Source organism: Nocardia sp. NPDC047654 (genome assembly GCF_043205035.1).
GTDB lineage: Bacteria > Actinomycetota > Actinomycetes > Mycobacteriales > Mycobacteriaceae > Nocardia.
In genome coordinates this window covers 106,801-131,666 of the sequence record NZ_JBIDDF010000001.1, presented here as the reverse complement: position 1 = coordinate 131,666, position 24,866 = coordinate 106,801, and the positions used below count along the sequence as shown (strand labels likewise).

Genomic DNA, 24,866 nt, shown 5'->3' with positions numbered 1-24,866 from the left:
CATTTCGGGTGGTCCTCGCACCTGGCCCGAGGTGGCCGCGCGAAGGGCGTCAAGAGGTGTGCCGGTTGACGAGGAGGGGGATCAAGAGGTCGAGCGGAGACAGGTCGGGGGCCGCGTTGTCGACAGGGTGATCGAGAAGGGGGGCGGCGTAGAGGCGGCCGGTATCGGGTCCGGCCACCATTCGGGCACTGGCGATCAATTCGTAGAGCACGATCGCGACCACGTGAGCGCGTTGATCGCTGGGGTGGCGGCCCCGGCACGCGGCGACCGTCAGTGCCGCGTCGACCGCGACGATGACGTCGGTGAGAACGGCTATCTCGGCTTCGGCGCGTTCGTCGTAGATCATGCGGTCGCCCCTGGGTCGCGCTGGTGGTCGTCGACCGCGGCGGGGCGACGGAGCGTCCCCATCAGGAATGTTCTGCACTGACAGGCCCTTCGCGATCGTCGGTCGAGCCGGGACCGGGGACGTAACGCCAGCCGGCACGAGGTGGCGTGCACGATTCGGATGTCCCGTCACACAGGGTTCGGTTGTGCGACAAGGTTTCCCGGTTCCAGGTACACAGGCCACAATGCCGGGGCAAAATGCCTGGTGGAAGGCAACGGACACGCAAGTTCGAGCAATCGGCAGCAACAACCGTTCAGCGGGCCGAGGGGGAACCGTGGCAGAAGTGACGATGTGGACCGGCACGGATGTGAAGACGCTCCGCCACGCGTGCAGGTTGACGCAGAGCGAACTCGCGGAGCTGCTGCGTTGCGGTCAACGGACGGTGAGCTTCTGGGAGAGCCGGCCGAACCGCCACGTCGGTATCGGCCATCAAGCGCGGCTGGACAGGGTGTTGAAAGATGCGGACCCTGGGGCGCAGAAGCGTTTCCGGGCGTTGATCGGAGACCTGGACGTGAACCGGCGACACTTCATCGCCGCCACCAGCGCGGTCATCGGCGTGGCGACGATGAGCGGAAGCGGTGGTTGTCCAACCGTCACGTCCGACGCGATCGGCCATCTGCGCAACACCGTGCACTCCGCACAACTTCTGGACGACCAGCTGGGGTCGGATGCGGCGCGACCGATCATCGAAGCCCAAGCGCAGACATGCGTGTCGCTGCTGCGCGACTGTCCGCCGAGTCTGCGCCCGGCACTGCAATCGCTGACCGCGGAGGCCATGGCCAGCAGCGCGTGGTCCGCGTGGGATCAGGGCGATCTGGATAACGCGGACAAGCGGTTTCGAATCGCCTATCGGCACGCGGACGAATCCGGTGACCCCCATATCGCGACCGGCATCCTCTGTCACCGGACCCAACTGGCGGTCCACATGCGCGAATTCCGAACTGCCGCCGCCCTCGCGGACGGAATGCTGCGGCCGCAGGTGAAGGACGGTCGCGTCGACGACTTTCGCAAGCTGTGCGCCGCGCAGGCATTCGCCTCCGCCGGACGGAACTTCGACGCGTGGCGACAGCTGCTTCGAGTACGCGACGAATTCACCGAGCAGACGACTCCGGACCAGTCGTACTGCTACTACCAGAGCGCGTGGACGACCGGCGCCATGACCGCCCGCTGCCTGGAAACGGGTGGCGAGTTCGAAGCGGCGGCCGACACGATCGACGGCGTGCTGGGACTGATTCCGGCCCATGCGGCCCGCGACCGGGCCTTGTGGAATCTCAGCCTCGCACAACTGACCGTGCCAGGTGACGTCGACCGTGCGTGCGCGGCCGCCAGGCATGCCCTCGACCTGGCCGCGCGGAACACCTCGCCGCGGCTGCGCCGGGCGTACACGGAAACCCGGGCGCGATTCGAACCGTGGGCCACGACACAACCGGTCCGGGAGCTGGACTTTTACGCGGCGACCGTATTGGTGTAGGCCTCGCCCTGTTTGTCCTCCCAACCCTCGGGTAAGCGATGAATGTCCCGAGTCGCCCCCAAGGGAGCGCTTGTCAACCGAAAGACGCCCGTCCACGCGAGATGGTGTGGGTGGGCGAGGAAAGGGGTAGCAAGTGAGCACAATGGCCGCCACGGTGGACGTCGAGGTTCCGGTTCGTACCGCCTACAACCAGTGGACGCAGTTCGAGTCGTTTCCGCATTTCATGGAGGGTGTCGAAGCAGTGAACCAGCTCGACGACCGGCACACGCACTGGCGTGTCCATGTCGGCCCGTCGACGCGTGAGTTCGACGCGACGATCACCGAGCAGCATCCCGACGAACGGATCGCCTGGAAGTCCGACAGCGGACCCAAACACGCGGGCGTCGTCACTTTCCATCGGCTCGACGACACCCACACCCGGGTGACCGCGCAGATGGACGTCGACCCCGAAGGGTTCGTGGAGAACGTCGCCGACAAGCTCGGGGTGCTGAAGCACCGCGTGAGCGGTGACCTCGAGCGCTTCAAGCACTTCGTCGAAGAACGAGGCCGCGAAACAGGCGCTTGGCGCGGTGATATTCCGCGTCCGGGTGCCGCGGACACCGCCACGGAGCGCGGCGCGGCTCCCCGCCCCGGCGCCGGCCAGACCGGCACCCCTGGTGTCGGCGGGACCGGCGCACCGGGAATGGGCGGAACCGGCACGCCGGGCGTCGGTGGTACGCCGGGCACCGGAGGAACCGGCACCTGGCCCGGCGGAACCACCCGGCCCTGACGCCTGATCCTCGCGACAACCAGTGCCCCCCGGGTTTTCCCGGGGGGCACCGTCGTGTCAGTCGGAGTCGCGCTCCTCATCGGCGTCGTCCGCCGGGCGCGGTTCGGGCGGCACCTGGACCGGGCGCAGCAAGACCCAAGCCACGAAGGCGAGCGCCACGGCCCCCATACCGAGCCCGGCCCAGAGGTTCACGTTGATCCCGCCGGTCTTGGCCTGCTCCGCCGCGGTGTCGTGCACCAGGCCGGTGACGACGAGAACGCCCGCGTAGCACCCGAGCAACGCGCCGACGATGGTGCGGATATCGAAAAGCATTGTGGCGGCTCCTTATCCGACGACAACGTTGAGCGCGATGACGAGCGCGAGCGCGATGCCCGCCAGCAGGACCGGGCGCTGATACCAGGGCAGCGTGCCTGCCTCGGGATCGGTGCGGACCTCCTTGGGCGTCTCCGAGTACACCAGCCCGACCAGTTCGGACGCCGGCTTCGGCCGCGTCACCTGGGTGACGAGGACGCTGACCACGATGTCGACCACGAAGGCCACACCGGCGGCGACGAAACTCGCGCCTTGCCCGGACAACTCGAACACGCCCGTCTCGTGCAGCAGGAAAACCAGGATGGCCGAACCGGTTCCACAGACCAGCCCCATCCAGCCCGCGGTCGGCGTCATCCGTTTCCAGAACATGCCGAGGATGAACGTGGCGAACAGCGGCGCGTTGAAGAAGCTGAACAGGGTTTGCAGGTAGTCCATCATATTGCTGAAACCGGAGGCGATGAACGCGGTGAAGATCGCCGCCACGGTCGCTCCGATGGTGGCCAACCGGCCCACGCCGAGGTAGTAGCCGTCCGGGCGGTCGCGGCGCACGTACTGCTGCCACAGGTCGTAGCTGAACACCGTGTTGAAGGCGGAGATGTTGGCCGCCATGCCCGCCATGAACGCCGCGAGCAGGCCGGCCAGCCCCACCCCGAGCAGGCCGTTGGGCAGCACGTCTTTCATCAGGTACAGCAACGCCTGGTTGTAGGTGGTGTCGCTCTCGAAGTCCGGGTTCGCGGTCACCGCCGCCTTGTACTCCGACATCTGCGGCACCAGCACCGCGCTGATCATGCCGGGGATCACGACGATCAACGGGATGAACATCTTCGGGTAGGCGCCGATGATCGGGGTGCGCCGCGCCGCCGAGATGGAATGCGTCGCCATGGCGCGCTGCACTTCGACGAAGTTCGTGGTCCAGTATCCGAACGACAGCACGAAACCCAGTCCGAACACGATGCCGAGAATCGACAGGAAGTCGTTGCCGAACCCGCTGAGGGCGTTGCCCGGCCAGGATTCCCACTGCTGCGCTCCGCCCGGTGACGCGCCGATCTTGTCGCGCAGGCCGTCCCAGCCGCCGACCTTGTGCAGGCCGACCAGGGTGAGCGGCAGCAGCGCGGCCACGATCACGAAGAACTGGAGCACCTCGTTGTAGATCGCGGCCGACAGACCGCCGAGGGTGATGTAGGACAGCACGATCACCGCGGCCACGATCACCGAGACCCACAGCGGCCAGCCCAGCAGCACGTTCACGATGGACCCGAGTAGATACAGGTTGACCCCGGCGATGAGGATCTGCGCGACGGCGAAACTCAGCGCGTTCACCAGGTGGGCGCCGGTGCCGAAGCGGCGGCGCATGAACTCCGGCACGCTGCGCACCTTGGAGCCGTAGTAGAACGGCATCATCACCACGCCGAGGAACAGCATGGCCGGTACCGCGCCGATCCAGAAGTAGTGGAAGGTCGGGAACCCGTACTCCGCGCCATTGGCGGACATACCCATGATCTCCACCGCGCCGAGGTTGGCGGAGATGAACGCCAGGCCGGTCACCCACGCGGGCAGCGAGCGCCCGGACAGGAAGAAGTCGATGCTGGAGGACACGCGCTGCCTGGCCAGCAGGCCGATGCCGATCACGAACACGAAATACAGGGCGACCAGCGCGTAATCGACCGGCTGCGCGTCCAACCGGAGGGTCTCGGCGGCTACCAGGTGCGGGGGCGGGGCGGCCGGGTGCAGGTCGGACACGATCGGCACGGCGGCGAGAACGGACGGATCGGCGAGCGGCACAGCGTTCCTCCTGGCGGTGAAACCGGGGCGGCGAGTGAGATCGTCCGTCGTGCGAGAGCATGCGTCGTGCTGGTCCTGCCCGGCGTCGCGCGACCTCCTCGTCGCCCGCCGAATGGTGTCGGCTGACACCACTCTGTGTGATCATGCCCTACCGGCGCGGCACATTCGCGCACAATCAGGTCGGTCGCTCAGCGGGCTCGGTGCGCTCCGGCGGCGGCAACCACCGCGAAGGTGCGCGGAGCAGCCAGACCCGCGTCGGCGAAACGCCGCCGCACCGCCGCCACCACCGCCTCGGTGCCCTCCCGGTCGACGAGCGCGATGGCGCTTCCGCCGAACCCGCCGCCGACCATGCGCCCGCCGTGCGCTCCCGCCGCCACCGCGGCCTCGACCGCCGCGTCGAGTGCCGGGGTGGACACCTCGAAGTCGTCGCGTAGCGAGGCGTGCCCCGCGGTGAGTATCGGCCCGATTCCCCGGGGGTCGACACCTTCTCGCAATTTCTCGGCAACCGCGAGCACCCTGGCGTTCTCCGTCACCACGTGCCTGGCGCGGCGGCGCAGCACGTCGTCGGCGATCAGGTCGACGTCGGCCGCCGCCACATCGCGCAAAGCGGTGACGCCCAGCGCCTCGGCCGCCGCGGCGCACTGGTCGCGTCGCTCGGCGTAGCGGCCGTCCACGAGTTCGTGCGGCTGCCCGGTATCGATCACCAGCAGTTCGAGTCCGAACGCGGCGAGGTCGAAGGGGATCTGTTCGTGCCCGGTCCCGCGCGGCGCGGCGGTGTCGGCGGCGAATGCGCGCACGTCCAGCAAGAGCGCGTGCCCCGCCGTGCACAGCAGCGCGGCCGACTGGTCGAGCAAGCCGGTCGGCGCGCCGACGTAGTCGTTCTCGGCGGCACGGGCCATGTCGATCAACATCCGGTCGGTCAGGCCGGGCGCGAACAGGTCACGCAGCGCGACGGCCACCGCGCAGGACAGCGCCGCCGAGGACGACAGCCCCGCACCGATCGGCACCGCGCCGTCGAGGTCGAGGTCCACGCCGGGAATCCGGTGCCCGCGCCGGGTGAACTCGGCGACCACGCCGAGCGGATAGCGCGCCCACCCGGGCACCAGTGCCCGCTGCCGGTCGAGATCGGATACCGCGACGAGCACCGGCGCGCCGGGCCGCTGCCGCGAGCCCACCCGCACCAGCCCGTCGGTGCGCGCCGCCGCCGCGCACCGCACCACCAGCGGCAACGCGATCGGCAGGACGTAACCGTCGTTGTAGTCGGTGTGCTCACCGATGATGTTGACCCGCCCCGGCGCCACCCATGTCCGCAAGCTCGTCCCTCGCTGTCCTCGTCGGTCGTGTCAGGGTACGAGACACCCCGCCCGACCGTTGTTCGCGCCGCGCGATCGCGCTCGTCACGCACAGTCGATTCCGACGCAAGACCGGCCTGCGAATTCGGTGGCCGCGTCGGACCGGGAGGGCATCATGATGCACGACACCCGCGCGGCGATTTCATCGCACGGCCGGTGCCGCATCCCGAGGAGTTTCGCGCCGAGATGGTGGACCCGCGCGTGCAGGAGTACGTGGGGCACACGGTTTCACTCTTGTTGCGCCAACTGCCCGCGAGGGGGCGGCATTCCATGCCATGATCAAATCAGTTGTCCAGGGCATTGGTCGCCGAGCGCGCTGCGGTCGGTTGGGACATCTGCTCGTACAACAACACTCGGTTCTCGTTCGCCGACAGCATCCGGCAGTGCTCGACGAACAGGCGAACGTCGAAGTCGCGGTGGAGGATTCCCAGATCTGTTACGCGGCCCGGTACACCGGGGATGGAGCGACCAAGGGGGGCTGATGACACCCAGTGAACAGCCACAGCCCGGCTGCCGGCGCGGGATCGGATCGGGCTGGTACGCGGTGCTTCTCGGGGGAGGCGCGGCCGCGATCGCGGTCCACCTGACGCTCGACTCGCAGGTGGTGGCGTTCGCCACGATGGCCGTCATCGTCGGCGAGACCCTCGCCATGATCGCCGTCGGCGTGTACATCCACCGGCCCGCGCACCCGTTGCCGTGGTATCTGCTGTCCGGCTCGGCGGTGCTGTTCGCCACCGGCACCACGCTGCGTGACATCGGCGACCATGCGCTGCATCCGCTCGACGACGCGTTCACCCTGCTCGGCTATCTCGGTGTGGGGCTCGCCGCGCTGATCTGGTTTTGGCCGCGCCACGTGCACGGCAACTACGATCTGCTGCTGGACTCCGCCCTCATCGGGCTCGGCGCGCTGCTGGCTTCCTGGACCTTCCTCATCTCCCCGATTCTCCAGTCCACCGAGACCGGGCTCGACGCGGTGGTGGCGGCGACCTACCCGGTGCTCGACGCACTGCTGCTCACGTTGGTGGCGCACTCGATGGCCACCTCCACGCGCGCGGAGACTTCGCTGTGGCTGTTGCACGCCGGGCTGATCGCGGTGCTGCTCGGCGACTTGGGCTACAGCCTGGAGACCGCGGGCGCGACCGCGTTCGGGCGCGAGGTGCTGCTTGCTCCCCTGCTCGCCGCCTACGCCACCGTGGGCGTCGCGGCGCTGCACCCGACCATGGCCGCGCTCGGCATGCCGCGGCGCATCCACCCGCACCACTCCCGACAGCGCGCCAGCCTCATCGCGATCGCGCTCATCGTGGCCTCGCTGGTGCCGGTGGTCGGGTCCAGCCTGCGCCCGCTCGACCGCGTGGTGGTGTCGTCGTTGTTCGCACTGTTGCTGATCGGGATGCTGGTGCGCAGCGAGCGCGCGATCGTGCGCAGTGCCCGCAGCGAGCGGCGCGCGCAGTACCAGGCCGACCACGACATGCTCACCGGATTGCTGAACCGGGCCGCGCTGCTGCGCGCGCTGCGGCAGCGCGGCGAACAATGGGCCGAGCGACCGATCTGCCTGCTGTTCATCGACCTCGACGGCTTCAAGCGGGTCAACGACAGCTACGGCCACGCCGTCGGCGATGAGCTGATCGCGACGGCGGCGAGCCGGATCCGGCGGGTCGTGCGCCAGGAGGACGTGGTGACCCGCTACGGCGGCGACGAGTTCGTCGTGCTCGCCCCGCTCGCCCGGCCGGAGGCCGCGGTGCTGGCCGAACGGCTGCTCGGCGCGTTCGTCCGGCCGTTCGGGCTGAGCGCGGGCGAGATCCCGATCACCGCGAGTGTCGGCGTGGCGTGCGTGGGTCCGCGCAGCTCGAACACCGACGCGCACAGCCTGTTGCGGGACGCGGACGCGGCCATGTACCACGCGAAGCAGTACTCGCTCGGCTATGCGTTCCACGACGACGTGCGGCGCGAGACTCCCGGCGCCGAGCGCCGGCTCTGGCGCGCGGCCGCCCGATCCGCCAGTCCCGCGGTGTGACTCAATCGCTCAGCTCGTCCAGCAGGCGCTTGGCCTCCTCGAGCTCGGCCTGTAACTGCTGCACCTTGGCCTCCTGCACACCGCGCAACGCGTCCAGGACCCCGGCGACCACCTCGGCCACCTCCGGATGCAGGATCTTCGCGGCCTGCGCCACGGTGGATCCGGCCACCGGAAGGCCGCGCAGGGTGCGCTTCTTTCCGCTGACCACGTCGATCGACCACTCGCCGTCGGCGGTGCCGGTGAGCGTCACGGTGACCTCGGGCGCCTTGGTCTTGCGGGCGGCGGGCGTTTTGGCGGGCTTGGGCGCCGTCGCCGCCGCGGCTTGCTTGCCCGCGCTCTCGGCACGGCTCGCGGCCGCGGTGGTCTCCGCGGGCTTCGGGCCTGCCGACGGCTGGGGTGCGCTCGCCTGCGCGGGCTGAGTCGCGGTGCTCGTCGTGGTCGACGACTGGGTCACAGGGTTTTCCTTCCTAGGGGTCGACTTCGGCTGGGCGGTGGCGCCCGCCGCCCCTCGCGGCGGCTTGGTCAAGGTCACCTCGATGGGAGAGAAGGACAGTACATCCTTCGATCCGGTCGGGCGGACCTGCAGGAAGTCACCGTCGGCAGGGTCGCCGAGGGCGATCACCTTGCCCGAGCGCCCCTCCGGAACGCCGACCGCGGCGGCGGTGAACCACACCATGGGCGGGCGGCCACCGGCGATGTCCGTGGCGATCTGCTGAATCTCGCTGTCCGACAATGGTTGCGGCTTGGTTCGTGGGGAGGGCATGGTGACTCCGAGCGATTTCGTGGTTGGCTGCGTGCACAGATGATGCCCCACGCCGCCGACAGATTTGCGGGCCACCGTCGGATCGAGGCCGCGGATAGTCCGATCCGAGCAACCAGCGAATATTCGGCAACAGATTCCGGGCTGCGCGAGCGGCGACTCGGCAGTCGACTCCGGTACCCCATGCGCGACATGATCCGCTCCGGCGAATCGGTATGCAGCACCGGCGATCAGGCGCCGCTCCCCTCGAACCGGTATCCGGCGACGGGCGACATCAGCGATGCCCGGCATACGACGATGCTCGCGGCAGCGCCACCGCACACCGAATTCCCCTCGGCGCGGTCAGCTCGACGCCGTCGGTGGGCGCAGCGCGGGGAACCAGATGTCGGTGAGCACCTCGACGGCTTGGTCCGCCGAGACGTCGATGGTGCCCTGCATCGCCCAGCGGGTGAAGAATCGTTCCAGTTGCGCGACAAGCAATTCCACTCGCAACCTCGCTTCGTCGCGCCGATCGGCGGGCCACGCGGCGAGATAGGCGGTCATCGCGTTGGGCAGCGCGAGAATACCGTTGCGGGCGATTTCGCGGAACTCCGGCTCCAGTGCGGTCGCCTCGTCCCAGGCGGGCAGCATGTCCTTGTACTCGTGGAACCACTCGATCGCGCGGGTCATCCAGCCGGCGAACTCGGCGCGCGAACCGGTCTCCAGCACCCGGTCGAGGTCCTGGTAGAAGTGCAGCGCGGTGGGCGCGGTGCCCTGCTCGGCGATCGCGCGCAGGATCTCCAGCTTGCCCGCGAAGTGCAGGTAGAACGTGGCGCGGCTGCAACCGACCGCGGCGGCGATCTCGTCCACCCGCACGGCCGCGTAGCCACGGGTGGCGAACAGCTCCTTGGCGGCCTCCAGCAGGCGAGCCCTGGTCTGCTGCTTCTGCTCCTCCCGCAGGTTCGTGTTCGCGTTCGTCCGCATGGTGAACCGGTACCTCGTCTCCGTAAAGCCGGGCTGACGTGCTGCTTCCGCTGACCGAGTCTACGCATGGACGGTCTTGATAGACAGTGCGTCATTCACTGGACGCAATGTCTAGCGAGTGTTATTTTGTTGCCTACGTCACTCCGGCGCCACCCGCGCCGGATTGTTCGGCCGTCATCGACGACGGCCCCCCAGCACGAGGACAGTGAATGACGTCAACCGCACTCCCCCGCGTCTGCGTGATCGGGGCGGGCCCCTCCGGGATCACCGCCGCCAAACGGCTGAACGACCACGGCATCCCCTTCGACTGCTACGAGGCGTCCGACGAAGTCGGGGGCAACTGGTACTTCAAGAACCCCAACGGCATGTCGGCCTGCTATCAGAGCCTGCACATCGACACGTCGAAGTTTCGCTTGGCCTTCGAGGACTATCCGGCGCCCGACGAGTGGCCGGACTTCCCGCATCATTCGCAGCTGTTCCAGTACTTCCGCGACTACGTCGACCATTTCGGCATCCGCGACCGGATCGTGTTCAGCACGAAGGTGACCGCCGCCGAGCGCGGGGCGGACGGTCGCTGGCTGATCACGACGAGCGACGGGCGCACCGAGGACTACGACGCGCTCGTCGTCTGCAACGGGCACCATTGGGATCCGCGCTTGCCGGACTACCCGGGAGAATTCGACGGCACGCTGCTGCACAGCCACGCCTACAACGACCCGTTCGACCCCGTCGACATGCGTGGCAAGCGGGTCGTGGTGGTCGGCATGGGCAATTCGGGACTGGATATCGCCTCCGAGCTGTCGCAGCGATTCATCGCCGCGAAGCTCTACGTCTCCGCCCGGCGCGGGGTCTGGGTGTTGCCGAAGTACGTCAACGGCAAGGTCGGCGACAAGCGCTCGATGCCTCGATGGATGCCGCCGAAGCTCGGTCTCAAGCTCAAGCAGCGATTCGTCCGGAAGTTCCGCGGCAATATGCGGGACTACGGCCTGCCCGAGCCGGACCATCTGCCGTTCGAGGCCCATCCCTCCGCGAGCGAGGAATTCCTGCACCGCGCGGGCTGCGGCGACATCGCCTTCAAGCCCGCGATCACCGCGCTGGAAGGCTCGCGGGTGCGCTTCGCCGACGACAGCGTCGAAGAGGTGGACGTGATCGTCTGCGCCACCGGCTACCGCATCTCCTTCCCGTTCTTCTCCGACCCCGAGCTGCTGCCCGATCGCGACAACCGTTTCCCGCTGTTCAAGCAGATGATCAAGCCCGGCGTCGACAATCTGTTCTTCCTCGGGCTGGCCCAGCCGCTGCCCACGCTGGTGAACTTCGCCGAGCAGCAGAGCAAGCTGGTCGCCGCCTACCTCACCGGCCGCTATCACCTGCCATCGGAGGAGGAGATGCGAGCGGCCATCCGGTCCGCGGAATCGGCCAGGACGGGCCGCTACTACGACTCGCCCCGGCACACCATCCAGATCGAATTCGAACCGTACGTGCGGGACTTGCGGCGGGAACTCGCGCGCGGCACGAAACGCGCCACCGCCGCGGGAAACGCGTTGCCGGTGCAGGCCCGGGCACTCGAACAGGTGTGAGGCGGCGATGACCATTACCACGGGAACCGCCACATCGGGCTTCTGCGCCGAGCGATTCGCGCAGGTCCGAACGGAACTGGAGACCCGGCTCGCTTCCGGTGACGAACTCGGCGCCTCGATCTGCGTCACCGTCGACGGCGAACCGGTCGTCGACCTCTGGGGCGGGTACCGCGACCCCGGACGCACGGCGCCGTGGACCGAGGACACCTTGGTCAACGTCTTCTCCCTCACCAAGACCATGACGGCGCTGTGCGCCCTGCTGCTGGTCGAGCGCGGCGAGCTGGACGTGTACGCGAAGGTGGCCGACTACTGGCCGGAGTTCGCGGCGAACGGCAAGGGAGACATCGAGATTCGTCATCTGCTGGCGCACACCTCGGGCGTCTCGGGGTGGCAGCCGCCGATCGAACTCGCCGACATCTACGACGTGGAAGCGTCCGCCGCCCGCCTGGCGAGCCAACCGCCGTGGTGGGAGCCGGGCACCGCCTCGGGGTACCACGCGCTCGCCTACGGCCACCTGATCGGCGCGGTGATCCGCCGCGTCACCGGACGCTCGCTGGGCGAGTTCTTCGCCGCGGAACTCGCCGGGCCGCTGGGCGCGGACTTCCACATCGGCACCGCGCCAGAGCACCACGGGCGGATCGCCACCTTGGTCCCGCCCACCATGCCGGAGTTCGACATGGCCGCGCTCGACCAGGACAGCGTGCTGGTCAAGACGCTCACCAGCCCGCTGCTCGACATCGCCGAGACCACGAGCGCGGCATGGCGGCAAGCCGAGATCGGCGCGGTGAATGGTCACGGCAACGCGCGTTCGGTGGCCCGAGTGCAATCACTGGTCTCCTGCGGCGGCGAACTCGGCGGACGGCGGCTGCTGTCGGAGGACACGATCGAGCTGATCTTCCGGCAGCAGTCCGACGGCGTGGATCTCGCGCTCGCGACGCCGCTGCGGTTCGGCATCGGCTACGGTCTGCCGCAGCGGCAGACCGCCCCTGAGGTGCCCGACGGCCGGGTGTGCTGGTGGGCCGGGTACGGAGGCGCGATGGTGGTCAACGACCTCGAGCACCGCACCACGTTCGCCTACACCATGAACCGGATGGCGCCGGGCCTGATCGGCTCCGAGCGTGCCGACACCTATCTGCGCGCGACGTTCGCGGCGGTACGCGGATGATGCGGGCACTGCAGCTCACCGACCCCGGCGTGCTGGAACTGCGCGAGGTGCCCATTCCGGAGATCGGTCCCACCGATCTATTGCTGCGCGTGGGCGCGGCCGGCATCTGCCATTCGGACCTGCACGTGCTGCACATCCCGTTCCGGATGCGCGAGGAGCCGTTGACCCTGGGCCACGAGATCGCGGGCACCATCGAGGCCGTCGGCGACGGGGTGGACGGCCGCAGGACCGGCGAGCGCGGCATCGTGTATCTGTGCTGGTCGTGCGGGGCCTGCCGGGAGTGCGCGGGCGGCAACGAGAACGTCTGCCGCGCCGCGGGCCGCACCGCCATGCCGCCGTGCCCCGGTCTCGGGCCGGACGGCGGGATGGCCGACTACATCCGGGTGCCCGCGAGTTCCTTCGTGCCGATCGGCGACCTCGATTTCGCCCAGGCCGCGCCGCTGGCCGACGCCGCGCTGTCGAGTTATCACGCCATCCGCGGCGCTCGCGAGCACCTCGGTCCCGGGTCGGTGGCAGTGGTCATCGGGATCGGCGGGCTCGGTCACGTCGCGGTGCAGATCCTCGCCGCGACCACGGCCGCCCGGGTGCTGGCCGTGGACGCGAGCGCCGACAAACTCGAACTCGCCGCGCGCTGTGGAGCGGCGGAGGGATTCGTCGCGGGCGACGACACCGCCGGCGAGATCCTCGACCGGACCGCAGGCCGCGGCGCCGACGCGGTGTTCGACTTCGTCGGCGTCGAGACCACCGCGCGGCTCGCGGTGGAGTCGGTGGCGCCCAACGGGGCATACCGCATGATCGGCCTCGGCGGCGGCGCGCCGGAGATCACCGCGGCGCCGGCCGACGGCACCGGTTGGCCGTGGGGCGCGTCGATCCGGAAGACCTACGGCGGCACCAGATCCGACTTGATCGACTCCGTGGCGCTGGCCACGTCGGGCAAGCTACGCGTCGAGGTGGAGCGCTACCCCCTCGCCGAGGGTCGCGCTGCCCTGGACCGGCTGGAACGCGGCCTGGTCACCGGCCGAGCGGTCCTGATCCCCGAGCCGTGACGAATCGACCCACGAGGAAGTACCCGATATGACGAAGCCCTTCGACCAGCAGGCGTTCGTGGCGGAGGCCGCGGGCCGGCTCACCGGACCCGGCGGTCGATTCGAGATGGTGGTCGAGGACGTGCTCGGCGCACCGATGCCGGTGGTACGCCACCGCAAGTCCTCGCTGCGCGAGGTACTCGTCGCCGGGTCGGCGCACGGCGACCGGGACTACCTGGTCACCGCGGACCGCCGAATATCGTTCACCGAGCACGCTGCCGCGGTCGCGGCGCTGGCCACGGCCCTGCGCGACCGATTCGGCGTCGGAAAGGGCGACCGCGTCGGCATTCTCGCGGCGAACACACCCGAGTGGGTCATCACCTTCTGGGCGGCCCAGACGCTCGGCGCGATCGCGGTGGGTTACAACGCGTGGTGGGCGCCGCGCGAGATCGCCTACGGCCTCGAGCACACCAGCCCCACCGTGCTCGTCGCCGACGCGAAGCGCGCCGCGACGGTGGCGGAACTGGACATCCGGATTCCCCTGCTCACCATGGAGCACGACGTACCAGCGCTCATCGCCGAACACCGGACCGGCGAGTTGCCGCAAGCCGATATCGACGAAGACGACCCCGCGGTGATCCTCTACACCAGCGGCACCAGCGGACGTCCCAAGGGGGCGGTGCACTCGCACCGGAACCTGGTGGCTGTCACCGATTACCACCTCTTCAACGACGCGCTGGCCGCCGCGCTCACCGGCGCGACCGAGCTGCCCAGCGGGCGACGCTTCCTGCTCACCTCGCCGCTGTTCCACATCGCCAGCCTGCACAACCTGGTGGTCCCCCGGCTGGTCACCGGCGACGCGGCGGTGATCCACCAAGGGTCGTTCGACGCCGACCGAGTACTGCGACTGATCGAGACCGAACGGGTCACCAACTGGGGCGCCATGCCGACCATGGCCACCAGGATGCTGGAGCTCGACCTGTCCGGCTACGACCTGTCCTCGCTGGCCTCGTTCTCACTGAACTCGGCGCCGTCGTCGGCCGCGCTGCAACAGAAGCTGCGCGATCAACTGCCCGTCGCCCGCAACGCGCTGGTGACCAGCTACGGGCTCACCGAATGCAGCACCGCCGCGACGCTGGCGAGTCCGGCCGAGCTGGCGGCGTTCCCGGACACCGTGGGACGACCGGTCGTCGGGGTCACGCTGGAAATCCGGGACAGCGCGGGCAACGCCGTCCCCGACGGCGCGGAAGGCGAGATCTGGGTGCGCAGCCCCTACGTGATGCTGGGGTACTGGCAGGACGAGACGGCGACCGCGGCGGCGCTCACCGCGGATCGCTGGTTGCGCACCGGCGATATCGGGATGCTGGAGGACGGCAGACTGCGGTTGTCCGGGCGCCGTTCGGATCTCATCCTGCGCGGCGGGGAGAACGTCTATCCCACCGAGATCGAGCAGTGCCTCGAGGAGCATCCCGCGGTGCGCGAATGCGCGGTCCTCGGCGTGCCCGACGCCGACCTCGGTCAGCAGGTCGCCGCGTTGGTCGTGGTCGACAACAGCACGGCCATCAGCGAAGACGAGCTCCGCGCGTTCACCGCCGAGCGGCTCGCCTACTACAAAGTGCCCGCCCGCTGGCGGCTCACCACCACCGCACTCCCCCGCAATGCGACCGGCAAGGTCGTACGCGCCCGACTCGAGGTGTGAATCCATGTACGACACCATCATCGCGAACGGCCGCTGGTTCGACGGCACCGGCGCGCCCTCGGCGATCAGGCACCTCGGCATCCACGACGGGCGGATCACGACCATCTCGGCCGAGCCGATCGACGACCCGGCCTGCCCGAACGTCGTGGACGCCACCGGGAAGTGGGTGATCCCGGGGATGCTCGACATCCACACCCATTACGACGTGGAGGTGCTCCAGCATCCGGCGCTGACCGAATCGCTGCGGCACGGCATCACCACGGTGCTGCTGGGCTCGTGTTCGTTGTCGACGGTGCACGTCGACGCCTCCGACGCGGGCGACCTGTTCGCGCGGGTCGAGGCGATTCCGCGCAAGCACGTCGTCACGGCGGTGGACGAGCACAAGACCTGGCGCTCGGCGCACGAGTACGCGGCCGCCCTGGACCGGCTGCCCTTGGGCCCGAATGTCGCCGCGTTCATCGGGCATTCGGATATTCGTGCCGCCGAACTCGGTCTGGAGCGCGCCACCCGCAAGGACGTCCGGCCCGATGCCGCCGAACTGGCCGGGATGGAGGCGAAACTGACCGAAGCGCTGGACGCGGGATTCGTCGGCATGTCCTCTCAGCAGTTGTTGTTCGACAAGCTCGACGGCGAGGTGTGCCGGTCGCGCACGCTGCCCTCCACCTACGCGACGCTGCGGGAACGGCACCGGCTCAACGCCGTGCTGCGACGGCGCGGCGGGGCGTTGCAGGGCGGGCCGGACGTGTCCCGGCCGCACAGCCTGATCACCATGGCGGCCAGCAGCCTCGGCCTGTTCCGCAGGCCGCTGAAGGTCAGCCTGCTCTCGGCCGCCGACATCAAGGCGATTCCCGCTGTCGTGCACCTGTTTCCGCTGATCGCCCGGGTGTTGAACAAGCTGGGCGGCAATTTCCGCTGGCAGCACCTTCCGGTGCCCTTCGAGGTCTACGCCGACGGCATCGACCTGGTGGTATTCGAGGAGTTCGGCTCCGGCGCCGAAGCGCTGCACTTGGCCGATCAGGTGGACGAACGACGGGAACTGCTGCGCGACGAGAACTATCGGCGCCGCTTCCGCGCGGATTACGACAAGAAGTTCGGTCCACGGGTATGGCACCGCGACTTCTTCGACGCGCAGATCGTCGAATGCCCCGACCCCACCGTGATCGGCAAGACCTTCGGCCAGGTGGGCTCCGAGCGCGGCGGCGCGCATCCGGTGGACGCGTTCCTCGACCTCGTGGTGGAGCACGGCAACAAGGTGCGCTGGCGTACGACGATCTCCAATCATCGACCGGAGGTGCTCGATCGGCTCGCCGCCGACCCGGGCGTGCAACTGGGCTTCTCCGATGCGGGGGCGCATCTGCGCAACATGGCGTTCTACAACTTCGGGCTCCGCTTCCTGCGCCGCGTGCGTGACGCCGCGGACGCCGGTCGCCCGTTCCTGTCGGTGGAGCAGGCGGTGCACCGGCTCACCGGCGAACTCGCGGACTGGTACGGCTTGGACGCCGGGCATCTGAGGGCGGGCGACCGAGCCGACGTCGTCGTCCTCGATCCGGCGCGCCTGGACGATTCGCTCGACGCCTACCAGGAATCGCCGATCGCCCCGTTCGACAACCTGCCGCGCATGGTGAACCGCAACGACGACACGGTCACCGCGGTCTTCGTCGGAGGCGTGCGGGTCTTCGGTGACGGCGCTCCCGCCGCGGTCCTCGGCACCCGCCGGACCGGCCGGTTCCTGCGCGCGACGACCGCCGTCCGGTGATCGGAGCGCCCCTGCGTGGCCGTGCCCGCCGGTAAAATCGCGGGGACCGGCGGCTCGGTCGCCGGTCGTTCCCAGGGAGTCGGCGTGGACGTTTTCGAACATCGGGGCAGGGCCGTCGTCTACGACCGCGTGGGCAGCGGGTCTCCGATCGTGTTCCTGCACAACGCGGGAACGCAACGCCGGATCTGGGACGACCAGGTCGCCGCACTGCGCGACGAGCACGAGGTCTTCGCGATCGACCTGCCCGGCTACGGGCAATCCGACCAGCCCGCCACGGGCTACCGCCTCACCGATTACGTCGACATGCTCGCGGCGTTCCTGGACGCCCACCGGCGCACCGACGTGGTGCTGATCGGCAACTGCCTCGGCAGCGCCACCTCGCTGCGCTACACCATGGGTCATCCTGAGCGGGTGCGCGCGCTCGTGCTGATGAATCCGCTCACCCTGGACACCGTCAGTTCGGGACAATCGGCCGGCCTGGCTCGACTCGACGCGCGGCTGCCGCTGGCGCCGCTGGCCCGCCGGATCAGGCTGCCGGACCCGGTTGTGTCGCTGATCGTCGGCAATCAGCTCGGCCCCCGCGGCCGAGGCCGGAACATCCGGCACGAGCCACGCGTGCGGGCGCATTGGACGGATCGGGGGAGGCTGCTGGCCCTGCACGGCTTGGTCCAGGATTTCCCGTCCTACCGCGCGCTGGACACGTTCGATCCGCCTGCCGGCTTCCCGCCGATCTGCACGATCTGGGGGCGGCGCAATCGCATTCTGTCGGCGAAGGCGGGCGGGCGGCTCAACCACAGGCTGCGCCCGCACACGGCGGTGGAGCTACCCGACTGTGGTCATCTCCCGATGGTGGAGGCACCGGAGCAGGTGACTGCGATCATCACCGGCTTCCTCGCCGATACCGGCGCGCGGGAGCGGGCGGGCGAGCGCTGAGCCGCGCTCAGAGCGGAGCCGCGGTCGGGCAGAGTTCGGCGAAACTGTCCGAGCGCACGCCGCATCCGGCGCATTCGAACACCATGCCGATATCCAGCATCCAATGGATGCGGGTATGGCAGGTCTCGCATAGAAAATCCACACCCGCCGGGTGGCAGCAGGATCGTTTACGGATGAACCACTCCGCGCGATGACGACACGGGACGGAGTCGAAGCGGAACGTGCACCTCGGTGCAGCGGGCAACTCGGCGACGACGGCTTCGAAAGCCGTTGTGGCCGTGTAGGTGTTCACAGCGGATACCTTCCAGCGGAGCAGGGCGGGAGGCGGGAGCGTGAGCCGCGACGCCTTTCCCCCTGAATCGATCTCTCTCGATTAGCTGTTACCCGGATGAGGCGGCCTTCACACGGCGGCGGACCGGCTTGTTTGGTGACGAGGCGGGCGGGAATCCGATTCGTGACTACATCAAGGGAAGGGGTTCTGTCATGTTGTTGCGCCGACTCGCCCGGCCGCTACTGGCCACCGCGTTCGTAGTAGACGGGGTCGATACGCTGCGGCGCCCGGATGAGCGGGTCAAGGCCGCGAACGCACTGCTCGAACGGGGGCACCGGCAGCTGCCCGAAGAGATTGCCACAAAATTGCCGTCCAATCCGACGACGGTCGTCCAGGTCAACGCCCTCGCCCAAGTGAGCGGCGGCGTGCTGCTGGCGCTGGGCAAGGCGCCACGACTGGCCGCCCTGGTGCTCGCGGCGACCGTCGTGCCCGCGGCCGTCACCGAGCAGGATTTCTGGAACGAGCAGGATCCGGCCCGCAAATCGGCCAAGCGGACCGCGTTCCTCAAGGACCTCGGCCTCCTCGGCGGGCTGATGATCACCGCGGCCGACACCGAGGGCAAGCCGTCGCTGGGCTGGCGCGGCCGCCGGGCCGCCCGCGACGCCGCCGCCGCGGTCACCGCCGCCCTGCCGTTCGGCGCTACCTCCGAGACCGCCACCGGCGCGGCATTGCGCAAGCACGCGCAGGAGGCCGCGGAACGGGCGCGTGCGCTCGGAGCGGTGGCGGCGAGCAAGGGCGCGGGACTCGCCGAGACGGCTCAGCGTCACGGCCCGGGATGGGCGGAGGCGGCCAAGGAACACGGCAGTGAGCTGGCCGGTACCGCCAAGGAACACGGGTCGGAGTGGGCCGAGATCGCTAAAGAGCGGGGCGCCGACTGGGCGGAGGTCGCCAAAGAACGCGGCGCCGACTGGGCGGAGGTCGCCAAAGAACGGGGCACCGACTGGGCGGAGGTCGCCAAAGAGCGCGGTGCGGAGTGGGCGGAGGTCGCCAAAGAACGGGGCGCCGAGTTCGCGGAGATCGCCAAGGAACGGAGCGCGCATCTCGCGGATCTGGCCAAGCAGCGCGGGGCCGAATGGGCGGAGGTCGCCAAGGAGCGCGGACCGGAGATCGCCGACGCCGCCCGGGAACGCAGCGCGCACACGGCGCAGCTGGCTCGCGAGCGGGGCGCCCGGAAAGCGCAGGCGGCCCGCGAGGCGATCGAGTCGCGGCGCCACTGAGGCTCCGGACGAGCAGGGCGGGCGCCTCGCCTCGGGGCGCACCGCCTGCGCGTCGGCGACCCTTCTCCGGCCGTGGCGGTCAGGCGGTCTCGTCGTAGCCGGGCGCGAGGCCGACGAGGGCGGCATCGAGGGAGGACACCCGATGGAATCGGCCGGCCAGGCCGGTGACCTCGATCGCGCGATCCACCGGCCGCACCATCGTGATCAGCACCAGCCTGCGGCGGGACCGCGTGGCTTCGGCCTGCGCTTCGACCAAGACGCTCAGCCCCGCCGCCGCCAGGAAGGTGACCGGGGAGAGGTCGAGCACGAGCGTGGCCGCGGGGCGCAGGCAGGCGCCCGCCAGCTCCGCGCGAAACCGGGGCACGGTCGCGGCATCGATCTCGCCCTCGACCATCAGCACGATGACGTCGCGTCGCGGGCGGCACACCGAAAAACGAAGCGGGTCACTCCATTCGGCGTGTCGGGACATGCGCTGACTCCTGGCCGGAAGCTGGCACCGCACAGACTTTGCGCTTCCAGTGAAGCATGGTGCGCGAGGTCTGTACAGGAGCGCCACGGCGTGAACTGTGTTCGCGGACTACGCCTTTCCGGTCAGGCGCTCCGACCCTAGGACGTACTCGCGCTTCCGCCGCAGGAGATGGTGACGGCCTCGCCGTTGAAGTGGCGGCCGTGCTCGGAGACCAGCAGCAGCACCGCCTCGGCCACCTCGGCGGGCTGGATCAGATCGCCGTTGGGCGGGCCGGATTCGATGATCGCCATCCAGTCCTCCTTGGTGGGATTCTCCTTGTCCGGCATCATCAGCCGCCAGGTGGCGGGGTTCTGGATCATGTCGGTGTCCACCCCGGACGGCAGCAGGGCGTTCACCGTGATGCCGTACTCCGCCACCTCCAGCGACAGCGACTTCACCAAGCCCAGCACGCCCCATTTGCTCGCGGCATAGTGCGCCGCGTTGCGCACGCCCATCTTCGCCACGATGGACGAGGTGGCCACCACGCGACCCCAGCGACGCTCGATCATGTGCGGCACGACCGCGCGGAAGCTGTGGAACACGCCGGTCAGGTTGGTGTCGATCATGTCCTGCCACAACTGCTCGTCCATCTCCGCGACGGGCGAGTTGGAGGCGATGCCCGCGTTGGCGATCAGGATGTCGATGCGGTCGAATTCCTCCAGCGCGCGCTCGGCGACCGTCCGCATCTGTTCCAGGCTGCGCACGTCGGCCCGCACCGCGACGCAGCGGCGGCCGGTGCGCCCGACCAGCGCGGCGGTCTCGGCCAGATCGTCGGGAGTACTCAGTTCGTAGGGAAGGCCGGACAAGGGTGCGGCGATGTCACACACCACGATGTCCGCGCCCGCGTTCGCCAGCGCGAGGGCGTGCGCGCGCCCCTGTCCGCGAGCGCCGCCGGTGATCACCGCCACCCGATCGTCGAGATGCCCCATCACTGGCCCTTCATCGGTCGGTACCTGCTTCGGCCGCCACCCATCGTGTCACGTGTGGACACCGCGAGCTCCCGATTTTCCGGCAGGCCGGCCCACCGTCGAGCGATTTCCCGCCGATGGGAACGAGCGGGGGGCACGCCCGCGCGTGGCCACCGGTGCGCGCAGCGCCACGTCCGCGACCTGCGCCGACGGGCCGTTTTGCCGAAATCACCAGGGACAGTGGAACAATGGGTGCGGTCTCGGCGCCGGAGCGGGCACGGCCACGGCGCGCACGAACCGACCCGACTGCGGCACGGAGACCACATGCAACCTTTCCGACCCGGTCCAGCGACCAACTGGGTGCGATGTACGCTGCGCCCCGGAACGATTTCGCCCGTGCCTACCCATCGTTCCTGGCACGGTCGGCGCATCCACAGTGGTTCCAGGGGGCCCGATGACCGATTGTGAGTACCTTCCCGTGAATCTCGACCGACAGCTCGACACCGAACCGACCGAGCACGACAGCACCCTGGCCGCCCGGCTGACCAGCCCGCGGCTGCGCAGGCTGCTGCACACGGCCATCGGCCTCTCCGAGGATTCCGTCGATCTGCTGACGACCATGACCACGCGCCTGCGTGCCGCCGAGGGCATGATCCTGCGCGACCCGCTCGACGACTGCTGACACTCGGGCGGGCGTGACGGGGCCCGGCGCCCCGCCGCGGCCGCCCGAGGTGGTTGCCGAACCGGCAACGATATTTGCCGATACGTTCGGTCCGGTGGATGGTGGAACGCATGAGTGCGACACACCACCACCGGGACGGGACCACGCCGACGACGGTCGAGTACTGGGAGTCCTTCTACCAGGAACGCGACCAGATCTGGTCGGGACGGTCGAACTTCCTGCTGGTGCGGGAGATCGAAGCGGTCGCCCCGGGTACGGCACTGGACCTGGGCTGCGCCGAGGGCGCCGACGCGATCTGGCTGGCCGAGCGCGGCTGGCGGGTGACGGCGGTGGACGTCTCGGAGACCGCGCTGGCCCGCGCCAGGGCACAAGCGGCGCGACAGCAGCTGCCCAGCGAAATCGATTGGCAGCGGCACGATCTCGACCACACCTTCCCGTCCGGGCGCTACGACCTCGTCACGGCGCAGTACCTGCACTCACCGGCGGCTCAGGACGGTGAACGGACGCGAATCCTGCGCCGGGCCGCGGAGGCGGTGGCGCCCGGCGGGCTGCTGCTGATCGTCGGACACGCGGAATGGCCCAGCTGGGTGCTGGAACCGCCCGCCGACGTGCACTTCCCGACCACCGCCGAGGTGCGCGCCGACCTCGCGCTCGACCCGGCCGAATGGCAGGTGGAAGTGGAAGACGTGGTCGAGCGCGAGCACGCGGGCCCGGAGGGGCAGCCGGGCACGCGGAAAGACAACATCCTGCGAATTCGCCGCCGCTGACCCGAGCCGGAAACCCGCTCGGCGCGGTGGGCCCGCACAGCGCACTCCCAGGTTTGCCCCAGGTTGCGGGCAGGCAGCCTTCCTAGCCTTCGAAGTGAAGTTCACACGGAAGGAAGGCGAAGATCATGGCGTCGATTACGAGCGTCCCGCCGGGCGTGGAGGCCGTCGCGAGACCCGTCGGCGCCCATCGCGCCTCCACCCACGAGCGATCATGGGCGGATCGTGCGTTCTTCGGGCCCGCGACCCAGCCGCGGTGGGCGCGCCCGGCGCTGTTCGCGCTGCTGATCGCGACCGCGGTGCTGTATCTCTGGAATCTGACGGTCTCCGGATGGGCGAACGAGTATTACGCCGCCGCGGCGCAGGCGGGGACGCGGAGCTGGAAGGCGCTGCTGTTCGGCGCGCACGACGCGGGGAACGCGATCACGGTGGACAAGCCGCCCGCGTCGCTGTGGGTGATGGGGCTGTCGGGGCGGTTGTTCGGATTCGGCTCGTGGTCGCTGCTGGCGCCCCAGGCCTTGATGGGCGTCGGCTCGGTGGCTCTGCTGTATGGCGCGGTGCGACGGTGGAGCGGCCCCGGTGCGGGCCTGCTGGCGGGTGCGGCGTTGGCGGCCACTCCGGTGGCCGCGTTGATGTTCCGCTTCGACAACCCGGACGCCCTGCTGACGTTGCTGCTGGTCGCGGCGGCCTACTGCACGGTGCGCGCGATCGACTCGCACGGGCTGCGCTGGCGTTCGGCGAGTACCGGCTGGCTCGCGCTGGCCGGTACGGTCATCGGTTTCGCGTTCCTGACCAAGATGATGCAGGCGTTCCTGGTCCTGCCGGCGCTGGGATCGGTGTTCCTGGTCGCCGCGGCGGGAGGCTTCTGGTCCCGGATCGTCAAATTGATCACCGCGTGCGCGGCCATGGTGGTCGCGGGCGGATGGTATGTGCTGCTGGTCGAGCTGTGGCCCGCGGATTCGCGCCCCTACATCGGCGGGTCGACCGACAACAGCCTGTGGGAGCTGGCGCTCGGCTACAACGGGATGGGCCGACTACTGGGCGGCAGCGGCAATCCGAGCGGGGGCTCGGGTGGCCCCGGAGGCGGCGGCATGGGCGGCGCGTTCGGCGGCGACACCGGATCGGCCCGGCTGTTCAGCGGCAGCATGGGCACCGAGGTGTCCTGGCTGCTCCCCGCCGCGCTGATCGGCCTGGTCGCCGGACTGTGGCTGAGCCGCCGCGCACCGCGCACCGATCGGTTGCGGGCGGCGATGATCCTCTGGGGCGGGTGGTCGCTCGGCACCGGCCTGGTATTCAGCTACATGAGCGGCATCATCCACCCGTACTACACGGTGGCCTTGGCGCCGGGCATCGCCGGTGTCGCCGGAATCGCGGTGACGCAGTTGTGGCGGCGGCGCGGGCACGTGGCGGCTAGGACGACGTTGGCGCTGCTGTCGGCGGTCACCGGCGTCTGGGCCTTCGTCCTGCTGGACCGCACGCCGGACTGGTTGCCCTGGCTGCGTTGGACGGTGCTGGTCTCGACCGCGCTCGCGGCGATGGGTCTGCTGGTAGGCGCGCACCGGTCGCGCGGGATCGCCGTGACGATCGCGGCGGCCGCGTTGCTCGGCGGGTTCGCCGGATCCACGGCCTACGCGGTCGAGACGGTCACGCACGCGCACAGCGGCGGCATCCCCACCTCCGGGCCCGCGCAGGCGGGTTCGATGGGCGGGCCCGGCGCAGACGCGGGCGCGGATGGTCCGCCCGCCGACGGCCGCACCGGCGCGACGGACGGCACCGATCTGCCGACCGGAGACGCGGCTCCCAGCGGCAGCGATCTGCCGACCGGAGACATGCCCGCCGCCGACGGCGGACGGTCGACCGGCGACGCGACTCCCGCGACCGGCGCGGACGGGCCGGGCGGAAACACGGGCAACGCGGAGCTGGACGCCCTGCTGGAGAACACCGACAGCCGGTGGTCGGCGGCGAGCATCGGCTCCGGTACCGCGTCGAGCCTGGAATTGCGCACCGGCACGTCGGTGATCGCGATCGGCGGCTTCGGCGGTGGCGACGACGCGCCGACGTTGGCGCAGTTCCAGCAGTACGTGGCCGATGGCGAGGTGCACTACTTCGTCGCGCAGGGCCAGGGCATGCGCCCCGGCTCCAGCGGGGAGAAGTCGGCGGCGGACCAGATCACCGAGTGGGTGAAGGCGCACTTCACCGCGAAGACGGTCGGCAACATCACCGTCTACGACCTGACCGCACCCACCGGCAGCTGATCGCCCGGATCCCTACCGCAGGAGTATCGCCGCACCGCGGGGTGCGGCGATACTCCTGTCGCATGTTCGGCGGCAGGGCCTCTGGACCGCCGCCGACGGCCCTTCGAGTTCGCCCGGCACCGGAAACCGCCGGAGGCGGCCGCCGCAGATCGCCTCGGCGAGGGCGCGCCGATGCGTAGAGCGAGCCCGCCACCTGATCAGCTCGCCGGTCCGACGATCGACACGAACCATGAGGCCG

The 24,866-nt window shown here is 69.6% G+C and carries 20 protein-coding genes and 1 pseudogene; 13 read left to right on the top strand and 8 right to left on the bottom strand.

What is annotated here, in order from left to right:
* Nucleotides 1-49: 49 nt before the first annotated feature.
* Nucleotides 50-346: a hypothetical protein gene (locus ACGF7Y_RS00595; protein ID WP_393227911.1), complete on the bottom strand. Its 297-nt coding sequence runs from the start codon at nucleotides 344-346 to the stop codon at nucleotides 50-52.
* 313 nt (nucleotides 347-659) lie between these two features.
* On the opposite strand from ACGF7Y_RS00595, the gene ACGF7Y_RS00590 reads away from it, so the two are divergent.
* Both ACGF7Y_RS00590 and ACGF7Y_RS00585 read left to right on the top strand, forming a co-directional pair.
* Nucleotides 660-1,856, top strand: coding sequence for a helix-turn-helix domain-containing protein (locus ACGF7Y_RS00590; protein WP_393227909.1), 1,197 nt, complete (start codon nucleotides 660-662; stop codon nucleotides 1,854-1,856).
* A 133-nt stretch (nucleotides 1,857-1,989) separates the two neighbouring features.
* Nucleotides 1,990-2,448, top strand: a pseudogene (locus tag ACGF7Y_RS00585) (SRPBCC family protein); the annotation flags it as partial.
* A 234-nt stretch (nucleotides 2,449-2,682) separates the two neighbouring features.
* On the opposite strand, the gene ACGF7Y_RS00580 reads toward ACGF7Y_RS00585, so the two are convergent.
* The 3 genes from ACGF7Y_RS00580 to galK form a co-directional block, all read right to left on the bottom strand.
* Nucleotides 2,683-2,937, bottom strand: coding sequence for a hypothetical protein (locus ACGF7Y_RS00580; protein ID WP_393227907.1), 255 nt, complete (start codon nucleotides 2,935-2,937; stop codon nucleotides 2,683-2,685).
* Nucleotides 2,938-2,949: 12 nt separating this feature from the next.
* On the bottom strand, nucleotides 2,950-4,641 hold the full coding sequence (locus ACGF7Y_RS00575; RefSeq protein ID WP_357963143.1) for a sodium:solute symporter family protein: 1,692 nt from the start codon (nucleotides 4,639-4,641) through the stop codon (nucleotides 2,950-2,952).
* Between the two features lie 266 nt (nucleotides 4,642-4,907).
* Nucleotides 4,908-6,032 (bottom strand): galactokinase, encoded by a 1,125-nt coding sequence (galK, locus tag ACGF7Y_RS00570; RefSeq protein WP_393227905.1) that lies wholly within the window; start codon nucleotides 6,030-6,032, stop codon nucleotides 4,908-4,910.
* Nucleotides 6,033-6,552: 520 nt separating this feature from the next.
* On the opposite strand from galK, the gene ACGF7Y_RS00565 reads away from it, so the two are divergent.
* A complete protein-coding gene (locus tag ACGF7Y_RS00565) occupies nucleotides 6,553-8,085 on the top strand; it encodes a diguanylate cyclase domain-containing protein (protein ID WP_393227903.1) in 1,533 nt (510 codons plus the stop codon).
* Between the two features lies 1 nt (nucleotide 8,086).
* Here the strand turns inward: ACGF7Y_RS00565 and ACGF7Y_RS00560 are convergent, their stop codons facing one another.
* Together ACGF7Y_RS00560 and ACGF7Y_RS00555 are read right to left on the bottom strand one after the other, a co-directional pair.
* Nucleotides 8,087-8,848 carry a DUF6319 family protein gene (locus ACGF7Y_RS00560; RefSeq protein WP_393227901.1) on the bottom strand — a complete coding sequence of 254 codons (762 nt, stop codon included), beginning with the start codon at nucleotides 8,846-8,848 and terminating at the stop codon, nucleotides 8,087-8,089.
* Nucleotides 8,849-9,187: 339 nt separating this feature from the next.
* Nucleotides 9,188-9,808 (bottom strand): TetR/AcrR family transcriptional regulator, encoded by a 621-nt coding sequence (locus ACGF7Y_RS00555; RefSeq protein WP_393227899.1) that lies wholly within the window; start codon nucleotides 9,806-9,808, stop codon nucleotides 9,188-9,190.
* 209 nt (nucleotides 9,809-10,017) lie between these two features.
* On the opposite strand from ACGF7Y_RS00555, the gene ACGF7Y_RS00550 reads away from it, so the two are divergent.
* The 7 genes from ACGF7Y_RS00550 to ACGF7Y_RS00520 all read left to right on the top strand — a co-directional run bounded on the left by ACGF7Y_RS00550 (nucleotide 10,018) and on the right by ACGF7Y_RS00520 (nucleotide 19,511).
* Complete coding sequence (locus tag ACGF7Y_RS00550) at nucleotides 10,018-11,385, top strand: flavin-containing monooxygenase (RefSeq protein ID WP_393227897.1); 1,368 nt, start codon at nucleotides 10,018-10,020, stop codon at nucleotides 11,383-11,385.
* 7 nt (nucleotides 11,386-11,392) lie between these two features.
* Nucleotides 11,393-12,550, top strand: a complete 1,158-nt coding sequence (locus tag ACGF7Y_RS00545) for a serine hydrolase domain-containing protein (RefSeq protein WP_393227895.1) — start codon at nucleotides 11,393-11,395, stop codon at nucleotides 12,548-12,550.
* Nucleotides 12,550-13,596, top strand: a complete 1,047-nt coding sequence (locus ACGF7Y_RS00540; RefSeq protein WP_393230838.1) for an NAD(P)-dependent alcohol dehydrogenase — start codon at nucleotides 12,550-12,552, stop codon at nucleotides 13,594-13,596. The genes ACGF7Y_RS00545 and ACGF7Y_RS00540 overlap by 1 nt, the downstream gene beginning before the upstream one ends.
* Nucleotides 13,597-13,624: 28 nt before the next feature.
* The gene (locus ACGF7Y_RS00535; RefSeq protein WP_393227893.1) at nucleotides 13,625-15,274 is read left to right on the top strand and encodes a class I adenylate-forming enzyme family protein; all 1,650 of its coding nucleotides are present in this window, start codon (nucleotides 13,625-13,627) and stop codon (nucleotides 15,272-15,274) included.
* 4 nt (nucleotides 15,275-15,278) lie between these two features.
* Nucleotides 15,279-17,030 carry an amidohydrolase family protein gene (locus tag ACGF7Y_RS00530; protein WP_393227891.1) on the top strand — a complete coding sequence of 584 codons (1,752 nt, stop codon included), beginning with the start codon at nucleotides 15,279-15,281 and terminating at the stop codon, nucleotides 17,028-17,030.
* A gap of 84 nt (nucleotides 17,031-17,114) precedes the next feature.
* Complete coding sequence (locus tag ACGF7Y_RS00525; protein WP_393227889.1) at nucleotides 17,115-17,963, top strand: alpha/beta fold hydrolase; 849 nt, start codon at nucleotides 17,115-17,117, stop codon at nucleotides 17,961-17,963.
* A 483-nt stretch (nucleotides 17,964-18,446) separates the two neighbouring features.
* Entirely contained in the window at nucleotides 18,447-19,511 is a 1,065-nt protein-coding gene (locus ACGF7Y_RS00520) for a DoxX family membrane protein (protein ID WP_393227887.1), read from the top strand.
* A 79-nt stretch (nucleotides 19,512-19,590) separates the two neighbouring features.
* Here the strand turns inward: ACGF7Y_RS00520 and ACGF7Y_RS00515 are convergent, their stop codons facing one another.
* Both ACGF7Y_RS00515 and ACGF7Y_RS00510 read right to left on the bottom strand, forming a co-directional pair.
* Nucleotides 19,591-19,980 carry an STAS domain-containing protein gene (locus tag ACGF7Y_RS00515; RefSeq protein WP_393227885.1) on the bottom strand — a complete coding sequence of 130 codons (390 nt, stop codon included), beginning with the start codon at nucleotides 19,978-19,980 and terminating at the stop codon, nucleotides 19,591-19,593.
* Nucleotides 19,981-20,117: 137 nt separating this feature from the next.
* A complete protein-coding gene (locus tag ACGF7Y_RS00510) occupies nucleotides 20,118-20,948 on the bottom strand; it encodes a mycofactocin-coupled SDR family oxidoreductase (RefSeq protein WP_393227883.1) in 831 nt (276 codons plus the stop codon).
* Between the two features lie 433 nt (nucleotides 20,949-21,381).
* Here ACGF7Y_RS00510 and ACGF7Y_RS00505 point away from each other — a divergent pair, with 433 nt between their 5' ends.
* The 3 genes from ACGF7Y_RS00505 (at nucleotide 21,382) to ACGF7Y_RS00495 (ending at nucleotide 24,628) form a co-directional block, all read left to right on the top strand.
* A complete protein-coding gene (locus ACGF7Y_RS00505; protein WP_393227881.1) occupies nucleotides 21,382-21,609 on the top strand; it encodes a hypothetical protein in 228 nt (75 codons plus the stop codon).
* A gap of 110 nt (nucleotides 21,610-21,719) precedes the next feature.
* Nucleotides 21,720-22,376 carry a class I SAM-dependent methyltransferase gene (locus tag ACGF7Y_RS00500; protein WP_393227880.1) on the top strand — a complete coding sequence of 219 codons (657 nt, stop codon included), beginning with the start codon at nucleotides 21,720-21,722 and terminating at the stop codon, nucleotides 22,374-22,376.
* Nucleotides 22,377-22,501: 125 nt separating this feature from the next.
* On the top strand, nucleotides 22,502-24,628 hold the full coding sequence (locus ACGF7Y_RS00495) for a glycosyltransferase family 39 protein (RefSeq protein ID WP_393227878.1): 2,127 nt from the start codon (nucleotides 22,502-22,504) through the stop codon (nucleotides 24,626-24,628).
* The last annotated feature ends 238 nt before the right edge of the window (nucleotides 24,629-24,866 follow it).

Coding starts and splice junctions, on each gene's coding strand:
- ACGF7Y_RS00595 (WP_393227911.1), bottom strand. CDS start 346: ATGATCTACGACGAACGCGCCGAAGCCGAGATAGCCGTTCTCACCGAC.
- ACGF7Y_RS00580 (WP_393227907.1), bottom strand. CDS start 2,937: ATGCTTTTCGATATCCGCACCATCGTCGGCGCGTTGCTCGGGTGCTAC.
- ACGF7Y_RS00565 (WP_393227903.1), top strand. CDS start 6,553: ATGACACCCAGTGAACAGCCACAGCCCGGCTGCCGGCGCGGGATCGGA.
- ACGF7Y_RS00560 (WP_393227901.1), bottom strand. CDS start 8,848: ATGCCCTCCCCACGAACCAAGCCGCAACCATTGTCGGACAGCGAGATT.
- ACGF7Y_RS00555 (WP_393227899.1), bottom strand. CDS start 9,808: ATGCGGACGAACGCGAACACGAACCTGCGGGAGGAGCAGAAGCAGCAG.
- ACGF7Y_RS00550 (WP_393227897.1), top strand. CDS start 10,018: ATGACGTCAACCGCACTCCCCCGCGTCTGCGTGATCGGGGCGGGCCCC.
- ACGF7Y_RS00545 (WP_393227895.1), top strand. CDS start 11,393: ATGACCATTACCACGGGAACCGCCACATCGGGCTTCTGCGCCGAGCGA.
- ACGF7Y_RS00540 (WP_393230838.1), top strand. CDS start 12,550: ATGCGGGCACTGCAGCTCACCGACCCCGGCGTGCTGGAACTGCGCGAG.
- ACGF7Y_RS00535 (WP_393227893.1), top strand. CDS start 13,625: ATGACGAAGCCCTTCGACCAGCAGGCGTTCGTGGCGGAGGCCGCGGGC.
- ACGF7Y_RS00530 (WP_393227891.1), top strand. CDS start 15,279: ATGTACGACACCATCATCGCGAACGGCCGCTGGTTCGACGGCACCGGC.
- ACGF7Y_RS00520 (WP_393227887.1), top strand. CDS start 18,447: ATGTTGTTGCGCCGACTCGCCCGGCCGCTACTGGCCACCGCGTTCGTA.
- ACGF7Y_RS00515 (WP_393227885.1), bottom strand. CDS start 19,980: ATGTCCCGACACGCCGAATGGAGTGACCCGCTTCGTTTTTCGGTGTGC.
- ACGF7Y_RS00510 (WP_393227883.1), bottom strand. CDS start 20,948: ATGGGGCATCTCGACGATCGGGTGGCGGTGATCACCGGCGGCGCTCGC.
- ACGF7Y_RS00505 (WP_393227881.1), top strand. CDS start 21,382: ATGACCGATTGTGAGTACCTTCCCGTGAATCTCGACCGACAGCTCGAC.
- ACGF7Y_RS00500 (WP_393227880.1), top strand. CDS start 21,720: ATGAGTGCGACACACCACCACCGGGACGGGACCACGCCGACGACGGTC.
- ACGF7Y_RS00495 (WP_393227878.1), top strand. CDS start 22,502: ATGGCGTCGATTACGAGCGTCCCGCCGGGCGTGGAGGCCGTCGCGAGA.